The sequence below is a fragment of the Aquabacterium sp. genome (assembly GCF_034003525.1).
Classification (GTDB): Bacteria; Pseudomonadota; Gammaproteobacteria; order Burkholderiales; family Burkholderiaceae_C; genus Aquabacterium.
Genome location: NZ_JAVEYN010000012.1, coordinates 101,064 through 107,685, shown reverse-complemented (window position 1 = coordinate 107,685; position 6,622 = coordinate 101,064). Strand labels below are relative to the sequence as shown.

Here is a 6,622-nt window from a genome sequence, read left to right as displayed (position 1 = left end):
CACCTCGGCACGCAACCAGTGGGTGCGCTCCACGGCCAGCCTCATCGATGAGGCCATTGACGAGATGCCCGACGACGAGGACGGCAGCGAGTTGGAGGAAGCCTTCGCGTGACTGCCGTCCTGGTGTCCTTGCCAACCGAAACCCGCGCCGGGATCAAGGCAGCGGTGCGCCTGGGCCTGGACAGCCTCAAGGCCGAGCCGCCCCAGCGCCTGAGCGACTGGGCGCGCGACCACTTCAAGCTGGCCGGTGAGTCGAGCCACCAGAAGGGCGACTGGGAGGCGTGGCCCTTCCAGATCGGCTGGATGGACGCGTTCAGCAACGACGACATCGAGCACGTGGACGTGCAGAAGTCCAAGCGGGTTGGCTACACCAAGACGGTCACCGCCTTCATCGCCTACAACATCGCCCACCGACGCCGCAAGCAGGCCGTGTGGCAGCCCACAGACGATGACCGAGACAGCTTCGTCAAGTCTGAGGTGGATCCGGTCATCGACACCGTGCCGTCCGTCAAGGCAGCCCGCCGCAAGGCCAAGGGTGTCGAGGACACCATCAAGCTCAAGAGCTTCCGTGACAGCGTGGCCCACTTCCTGGGCGGCAAGGCGGCACGGGCTTACCGCCGGATCACGGTGGCCGTGGCCATGCTGGACGAGTGGTCTGGCTTCGACTGGATCATCGAGAAGTCCTCCGACCCAGGCACCCTGGCCAAGGGGCGGCTGGAGGGGGCACCGTTCCCCAAGTTCGTGGGCGGCTCGACACCGCGCGTCAAGGGCCTGTGCCACGTCGAGCGCAGCCGCCTCAATGCCGATGCTGACATGCGCTACAACATCCGCTGCCCCAGCTGCGACCAGGAGCACCCACTGGATTGGGGAGGCAAAGACAAGGCCTACGGCTTCAAATGGACCAAGGGCCAGCCGGACACGGTGCGTCACTACTGCCCGCACTGCGGCGAAGGCATCCAGCAGGGAGACTACCTACGCAACTGGGTGGGCGCCTGGGTGTGCACCAAGACAGGCATCCGCTACGGTTCCGACCAGGTGTGGCGCGACACCTCGGGCCAGCCGACCCGCCCTCCCCGCCACGTGGCCTTCCAGGTCTGGACGGCGTACAGCCCGCAGCGTACCTGGTCAGACATCGTTCGCGAGTTCGAGGCCGCGCACGCTTCGCTCAAGGCCGGCGACGTGGGGCCCATGCAGGGCTTCGTCAACGAGACCCTGGGCCAGACCTGGGAGCTGGCCGGCGAGCGCACCGACGAGCATGCCCTGCAGCTCCGCGCCGAGCCCTATGCCCTTGGCGTGGTGCCAGTGGGCGGCCTGGTGCTGACGGCTGGCATCGACCTGCAGCGCAACCGCTGGGAGATTGCCGTGTGGGCCTGGGGGCGTGGTCTGGAGAGCTGGGCTGTGGAGCACCACGTCATCGAGGGCAACCCGGCCAGCGAGGAAGACTGGGAGCAGGTCACCGCCTACCTGCAGCGCCGCTACGTGCAGACCTGGCACGGCGGATCGCTGGGCCTGTCGGCCATCAGCATTGACTCATCGGACCAGACGCAGGCCGTCTACAACTGGGTGCGCAATACCCAGCACCGCCTGCCCGTGCTGCGCGCCGTCAAGGGCTCCAGCGAAGAGCACAAGCCGGTGCTGGGCCCCAGCTCCAGCCAGGAGGTGAACTGGCGGGGCGTGAAGTACCCCAACGGCGTGAAGCTGTGGACGGTAGGCGTGGACACGGCCAAGGACTTGCTGCTGGGCCAGCTGGCCATCACCGAGGCCGGCCCCGGCTGCGTGCACTTCAGCCAAAGCCTCCCGCGCGAGTGGTTCGAGCAGCTCACCGCCGAGCAGCGTATCTTGACCAAGGTGGCCGGGCGCGATGCCTACCGCTGGGTCAAGCGCCGACCTCGCAACGAGGTGCTTGACTGCCGCAACTACGCCCTGCACGCGGCCATGAGCCTGGGGCTGCATACCTTCACTGACCGCAAGTGGCAGCAGCTGGAGGCCTCGGTGCAGCCGCCGCCAGACCTGTTCAGCGCACCAACCCCAGAGCCCACGCAGCACCCAGCCCAGGCCAACCACCTGCAGCATAGCCACCAGGACGATGACCATGACGACTACGAACCAGAGGACACCGGCGGCTCCAGGATCGCCTTCTGCCGAGACTGGTGAGGCCCAGCAGCCAAGAGTGCGCCGCAAGCGAGACCCGCAGCGGGTGCCGCCTTCACTGAGGCGGTGGGCACGGGCTGAAACACCCCAGGCACCCGAGGCAACACGATTCAAGCGCGACTGGTAACGAGACAAGGATGCACATGGCAAAGCAGAATGAGCCAAAGACACAGAAAGAGATCTTCGGGGCCGCCATCGGCGCAGAGCCGGACTTGGTCGATCGCATCTTTGACTACCTTGCGTCTGAGATTCCTGGCATCGACGCCCTGGCTCTGAAGTTGAAGGAGAAGACCCGGGCCGAGTTCGCCGGTCAGGAGTGCTACATCTCGCGCCGCCCGCTGACCGAGCGCCAGAAGGAGGTGCAGCAGGTGCTGGCCTTGTTCAATGGCCGCAATGCGTCTGAGGTTGGGCGCCGCCTGGGCATCAGTCGCGCCACGGTGTACCGCCTGCTCAAGCAGTCAGGCGGGCGGTAGGCGATGAAACCAGTCTCAGTTTTCCTGGAATTGAGACTGGCACATGTGTAGTGTCGCGAGCAACACCGCGAACACATGAGATACCGCCATGGCTCTGACCCAGACCGACCTTGACAACATCGACGCCGCCATTGCCACGGGAGAGCTGGAGGTCGAATTCAACGGGCGCCGTGTCAAGTACCGCAGCATTGCCGAGCTGAAGTCGGCACGTGAGCACGTGGCGAGTGTGATCCAGGCCAATGCGGGAGGCGGTCAGCCTCGCCGCAGCAGCTTCCACTTCAACTTCACCACCATCCGGGACTGACATGGCGGCCAACTTCATCGACAAATTCATCGGTGCCATCAACCCAATGGCCGGCTTGCGTCGCTTTGCTGCGCGCGAGATGCTGCAGCGCGCCTACGAGGGCGCAAGCAAGCGCGACGGCTGGCGCCCACGCCGCCCCGGCGCAAGTGCCAACGCAGACCATGCCGCCGATGCGGCGACGCTGCGTGTGCGCGCCCGTGCGTTGGTGCAGAACAGCCCGTACATCGCCCGCGGGATGGGCAGCCTGGTTGCCAACGTGGTGGGCACCGGCATCACTCCGCGCAGCTTGGCGAAGAATGGCGCTGTGGTTGACGGCCTCTGGGCGCAGTTCGTGCGGCAGGCCGACGCTGATGGCCGGCTTGACCTGTACGGGATCCAGGCCGCAGCCTATCGTGCCATGGAGCAAGACGGAGAAGTGTTGATCCGCCTGCGCAATCGCCGCCCCCAAGATGGCCTGGCGGTGCCGTTGCAGCTGCAGCTGCTGGAGATTGACTGGCTCGACAGTGGCAAGAGCGGCACGGTAGGCGGCAACACCATCATCAACGGCATCGAGTACGACTCCATCGGCCGCGTCGTCAACTACTGGCTGTTCGATGAGCACCCGGGTGAGATGGTCAGCCTGCGCCGCCGTCGCAGCGGAAGCAGCCCTGTGTCGGCATCCAGCATCATCCACCTTTACAACCCGGAGCGCCCTGGCCAGGGCCGGGGCTTCACCCGCCTGGCGCCGGTCATTGCCCGCGTGCGTGACCTGACGGTGTACGAAGACGCCGAGCTGCAGCGCAAGAACCTGGAGACCCGCCTGAGCGTGCTCGCCACTGGCGACCCGCAAGCCATGAGCCAATTCGGGAACGACGAACCCGGAGCGGCGCCAGGCCAGGCCCGCAAGGACGGGAGCCTGGGTAGCCTCTCGGGCGGGGGTATCAACATGCTTCCGGCAGGATTGAACCTGACCGTGGTGGAACCAAAGGTCGCCCCGGGGTACGTGGAGTACGTCAAGTACCAGCTGCACCTGATCGCGGCCGGCATGGGCATCACCTACGAGATGCTGACTGGCGACGTGAGCGAGGTGAACTTCAGCTCTGGCCGCCTTGGTGCGATGGAGTTCCGTCGCAACGCCGAGCAGATCCAGTGGCTGCTGCTGGTGCCCAAGCTGTGCCAGCCCATCTGGGATGCGTTCATCCGCGCCGCCGAGCTGGTCGGGGACATCAGCGCCGCCCGCGATGCCGCCGTGGACTGGTCTACTCCCAAGTGGGACTACGTCAACCCGGTGCAGGATGTAGCCGCCGATTTGGACGAGATCGCCGGCGGCCTGGGCACCATCAGCGAGAAGCTGCGGCGCCGTGGGTACAACCCGGAGCTGGTCTTTCAGGAGATGAAGTCCGACTATGACCGCCTGCAGAAGGACGGCACATTGGACGTGATGATGATGATGATGCGCGGCCGGACCATGGAGATGGCGCAGGCCCAGCTTTCACCTGCGGCTGCGGCGGCCAAGAAGTGACGCTGCAAAAACTGTCTCAGTTTTCCTGGAATTGAGACAGTTGAGGCACCACGATCAGTGCATGCCTCAAGCCAACACCATCCAAACGCGTCGCGACGAGCTGCCAATTGCCGGGCGCTCCATGGAGCTGCGCAACTTCATCCGCGCAACGGATGACAGTGAGCTGGCACCGCTGGCCACTGCCGAGATCGTCTTCACCACGGGCGCTTCTGTGCGCCGCTACGACTGGTACCGGGAGCGCCCGTACCTGGAAGAGCTGGTGGTGGAAGAGGGTGCAATCCGCCTTGATCGCCTGCAGCGTGGCGCGCCTCTGCTTAACACGCACAGCTCGTGGGATCTGGAGGATCAGCTCGGCGTGGTAGAGGCTCCGGCCATCAGCAATGGCCAAGGCACTTGCCGCGCCACGTTCAGCCGTCGTGAGTCGGTGGCCGGCTACGTCCAGGACGTGGCCGACAAGATCATCCGCAATGTGTCGGTGGGCTATGTCCGCCACCGTGTCGAGATGGTGCCGCCTGCCGAAGAAGGTGGGCTGTGGCGCTACCGCGTCACCGACTGGGAGCCGTATGAGGTCTCCCTTGTGCCGATCCCGGCCGACATGGACAGCCAGATCCGCTCCGCCAGCCCGGCAGACCCGGCAGGTGGCGAGCAGCAGCACCAACTGCGCACCTTCCCCTGCGAATTCGTCGAATACCGCAGCGCGGCTCCTGCCGCTGCTGTCAACGCATCGCCCACGGTGGGCGTCACCGCCGATCCATCAACCAGCCAAGGAAACCGAGAAATGCCTCAGGCCCAAGCTACCACCGGCGGCACCACTGTGGCCGCCGCCCCTTCGACCCCTGATGTGAACGATGTGGCGGCTCGCGCTGCCGCTGATGCCGCCACGCGCGCTGCTGAAATCATCGACCTGTGCGCCCGCCACGGCAACCCAGTCGCCGCATCGGACATGATCCGCCAGGGCAAGACCGTTGACGAAGTTCGCGCCGCCATTCTGGAAACGCTGGCAACGCGCGACGCCGCAGCAGGCGGTCAGCGCAATGTGCGCGTCGAGACCGTTCGCGACGAGATGCAGACTCGCATGGCCGGCATCGAGCAGGCCATCATGCACCGCGTGTCGGCCCGCGCCAAGTTGGACGAAAACGGCCAGCAGTACCGTGGCATGAGCCTGCTGGAAATGGGCCGCGACTTCCTGGAAGCCCACGGCGTGAGCACCCGCGGCATGGACCGCCTCACCCTGGCCACGCGCATGCTGCACTTCCGCTCTGGCGGCGCCCACGGCACCAGCGACTTCCCCAGCCTGTTCGCCAACGTGGCCAACAAGCGCCTGCGCGGCGCCTACGACGAGAACCCCGGCACCTACGCTCTGTGGGCTCGCCGTGCGCCCAACGCGCCCGACTTCAAGAACATCCAGGTCACCAGCTTGTCTGGTGCGCCTGAGCTGCTGCAGACCAACGAGCACGGCGAGTTCAAGTACGGCACCCTGTCGGACGGCAAGGAAACCTACGCTGTGGTCACCTACGGCCGGATCGTGTCGCTGACACGTCAGGCCATCATCAACGATGACCTGCGCGCCTTTGACCGCCTGGTCAGCGCCTTCGGTGCCAGCGCCCGCCGCCTGGAAAACCGCCTGGTGTACGCCCAGCTGACCGCCAACGCAGCCCTGTCGGACGGCAAGGCTCTGTTCCACGCCGACCACGGCAACCTGGGCACCTCCGGTACCGCGCTGGCTCTTGCCACGCTGGGCGCCGGCCGCACCGCCATGCGCAAGCAAAAGGGCTTGGCCGGCGAGTTGCTGAACATCTCGCCGTCGTACCTGATCGTGCCGGCCGCTCTGGAGCAGACCGCTTACCAGCTGACCAGCTCCAACTACGTGCCGGCCGCGACGAGCGACGTGAACGAGTTCCGCCAAGGCGGCCGTACCAGCGTTGAGCCCGTGGTGGAGCCCCTGCTGGACGACTCCAGCGCATCGGCCTGGTACTTGGCCGCGAACAACGGCCAGGTTGACACCGTCGAGTACGCCTTCCTGGACGGCGCAGAGGGCCCGGTCATCGAGACCGAAGTCGGCTTCGAAGTGGACGGCATTTCGTACAAGTGCCGCGAGGACTTCGCCGCCAAGGCCATCGACTTCCGTGGTCTGTACAAGGCCACCGGCGCCGCCTGATCGTCTTGATCGTTGAGCCAGGGGCGCACCCCTGG

5 protein-coding genes are annotated in these 6,622 nt (G+C 65.9%); all 5 read left to right on the top strand.

Annotation, left to right across the window (positions count from 1 at the left end):
- The first annotated feature begins 108 nt into the window (after nucleotides 1–108).
- Nucleotides 109–2,154, top strand: coding sequence for a phage terminase large subunit family protein (locus RBT42_RS09260; protein ID WP_320364379.1), 2,046 nt, complete (start codon nucleotides 109–111; stop codon nucleotides 2,152–2,154).
- 140 nt (nucleotides 2,155–2,294) lie between these two features.
- Nucleotides 2,295–2,624 carry a helix-turn-helix domain-containing protein gene (locus RBT42_RS09255; protein WP_320364377.1) on the top strand — a complete coding sequence of 110 codons (330 nt, stop codon included), beginning with the start codon at nucleotides 2,295–2,297 and terminating at the stop codon, nucleotides 2,622–2,624.
- 88 nt (nucleotides 2,625–2,712) lie between these two features.
- Nucleotides 2,713–2,928: a phage head-tail joining protein gene (locus RBT42_RS09250; RefSeq protein WP_320364375.1), complete on the top strand. Its 216-nt coding sequence runs from the start codon at nucleotides 2,713–2,715 to the stop codon at nucleotides 2,926–2,928.
- A gap of 1 nt (nucleotide 2,929) precedes the next feature.
- Nucleotides 2,930–4,429: a phage portal protein gene (locus RBT42_RS09245; RefSeq protein ID WP_320364373.1), complete on the top strand. Its 1,500-nt coding sequence runs from the start codon at nucleotides 2,930–2,932 to the stop codon at nucleotides 4,427–4,429.
- A gap of 61 nt (nucleotides 4,430–4,490) precedes the next feature.
- Nucleotides 4,491–6,587 (top strand): prohead protease/major capsid protein fusion protein, encoded by a 2,097-nt coding sequence (locus RBT42_RS09240; RefSeq protein ID WP_320364371.1) that lies wholly within the window; start codon nucleotides 4,491–4,493, stop codon nucleotides 6,585–6,587.
- Nucleotides 6,588–6,622: the final 35 nt, after the last annotated feature.